We start from the raw sequence: 2,058 nt of genomic DNA, 5'->3' as shown, positions 1-2,058 counted from the left end.
CCCGAAAAGGTTTTAAAGGTAACTATTTGGTGGGAGTATTATCCATACAAGGCGTAATGGTTAATCACCATTACGCCTTTTTTTTGCTTATGGCGCAGAGAAGCTAAATAATAATCCAGTGGAATTAATTGAGCAGCTCACTGAAGGTGCTGTCATGTATGTCGGGCACTTACCCAATATTCAAAATGTTGTTGCCAATCTTATCTCCAGCAGTGCTAATAATACCGTGCTTAAGCTTGTCATAGAATCACCTCTAGTTATTTGTTTCAAAATAACCTTACAAGGTGTCTACAAATCTAGGGGCGAACCACACAGTGATTCTGGCCACACGTTTAGAGATAAATGAATAATATTTTGTAAGTCGGTTTGTGCCCCTTTGCGCCATAGAAACCTAACTAGCAAACGCCCCCAAAGCACCTTACAAAACATAAAACAGTGACCAAATTTATTTATCCACTGCGAAGCTCGCTTCGGGAAGAAGCGAGCATGGGAATTTTTACTACCTGAGTCGCTTGGGACACAGAGCAACTTAGGTTTTTGTACTCTGTTCCAAATTTACTTAGCCGACCAATGGTTTATACGCTCTGCCTTTTGCACTCTGTAATAGTTTGTAATATTTTTTTTTGAAGCTTGATCTAATATCCATATGTAATGTGATGAATAAGGTATGGGTGTCCGATCTTTCTCATTTGCGGCGTTAGGCGCTTCTGCACAGAGACTATTAGCTCACTATACTGTGTATAAGGGACTATGCTGAGCAAAAGGAAGCAATGCTATTTTTTGAAACTGTAATAAAGGACAGAAAATGAGTAATCCTGATACTGAAGATATGAACCAAGAGGAGCTTGATACTTGGTCTGATATCTTTAACCCAAATAATGATGCGGATATGGATGATTGGGCTGATTGTCAAAATCCAAATAATGATAGTTATATTGATGACTCTGAAGATATGAGCCAAGAAGAACTTGATACTTGGTCTGATATCAACAACCCAAATAATGATGCGGATATGGATGATTGGGCTGATTGTCACAACCCAAATAATGACAGTTATATTGGTGATTAGTAACTCGCCTAACAAATAAATAAGTGGGATGGTCAAACTATAAACTAATCAACGGGACAAAAAACAGCAGGCTATTAGGGTGTTAGTCGATATGAGTAGGAGGCAAGAAAAGTTAAACAGATATTAAACACAAGAGATGAAGGTTAGGTGTGCAATATATGAAACAACACAATCTATTATTTAACGGATTGTCATTTTTATTTTTGCTTGCGGGCGCTCTTATTGTATCAACTGTCAATAATGCTGCTATCTCAACTCAAATAATAATCGGTCTTGTTTTTGGAAGTAATATTATTGTATCAATTTACTCATCACTAGATCCTTATAAAAGTAGAATCAGGATTCTGTCGATGAGTTTAGTTATTGGTGCCCTAATTGGGTTTGGGTTATCTTAAATGTATAAAATAGGATTCAGTCATGGATGATAAAAAAATCAAGAAGTATGTAAGCCTGGTTGAAGACAAGAAAAAACTAAAAAAATCATCTCAGAGCATGATACGAAAAAAGAAAAGTCCTTTAGCAATCAAAATCCGGAAAGGAAATGAAAAGTCAATTATAAGGGCTGCAAAAGATCGCGTATTTGGGTCATTGAGCCTTGAAAAGCAAATGAAAGTCTGTCGAGTTTTAGCCGAATTTAGAGATAAATTAGTCAATAGAGTCCCAGGTGAAACGCGGAGGGAAATTCTAGCATGGGTTATTAATTCACTAATTTGTTTGATCAACCCTATTTGCGGCCTTATAACTAGCTTACTATGGATCGTAAGAAATAAACTCGATGATGCAATATGCAAAAGAGTGAGAGCAAAGTCATAACTCTATGGAAGAAAATTAGCCATCGACTAACAAAAAAATCCAGAGGGACAAAATAAAGCCTCGCTGCGATCAGCAATACTTTATTTTGCCCATGATTTAAGGCGTTAAAAGGAACCTGTAGCAGTTCCGGTAAATATTGTGTAACGCTCGGTTTTGGGAGAAAGCGAGCGTAATGG

Annotated in this window: 3 protein-coding genes; all 3 read left to right on the top strand. The window is 37.2% G+C overall.

Features of this window, described 5'->3' with window-relative positions:
* Window positions 1-805 precede the first annotated feature (805 nt).
* The 3 genes from AC4GME_RS18905 to AC4GME_RS18895 all read left to right on the top strand — a co-directional run bounded on the left by AC4GME_RS18905 (window position 806) and on the right by AC4GME_RS18895 (window position 1,882).
* Window positions 806-1,069 carry a hypothetical protein gene (locus AC4GME_RS18905; protein ID WP_490378173.1) on the top strand — a complete coding sequence of 88 codons (264 nt, stop codon included), beginning with the start codon at window positions 806-808 and terminating at the stop codon, window positions 1,067-1,069.
* A 158-nt stretch (window positions 1,070-1,227) separates the two neighbouring features.
* The gene (locus AC4GME_RS18900; RefSeq protein WP_490378172.1) at window positions 1,228-1,464 is read left to right on the top strand and encodes a hypothetical protein; all 237 of its coding nucleotides are present in this window, start codon (window positions 1,228-1,230) and stop codon (window positions 1,462-1,464) included.
* Between the two features lie 22 nt (window positions 1,465-1,486).
* Window positions 1,487-1,882: a hypothetical protein gene (locus AC4GME_RS18895; protein ID WP_490378171.1), complete on the top strand. Its 396-nt coding sequence runs from the start codon at window positions 1,487-1,489 to the stop codon at window positions 1,880-1,882.
* Window positions 1,883-2,058: the final 176 nt, after the last annotated feature.

The organism is Psychromonas sp., from assembly GCF_983033635.1.
The sequence above is the reverse complement of the archived record's forward strand: the minus strand, read 5'-3'. Positions and strand labels throughout refer to the sequence as shown.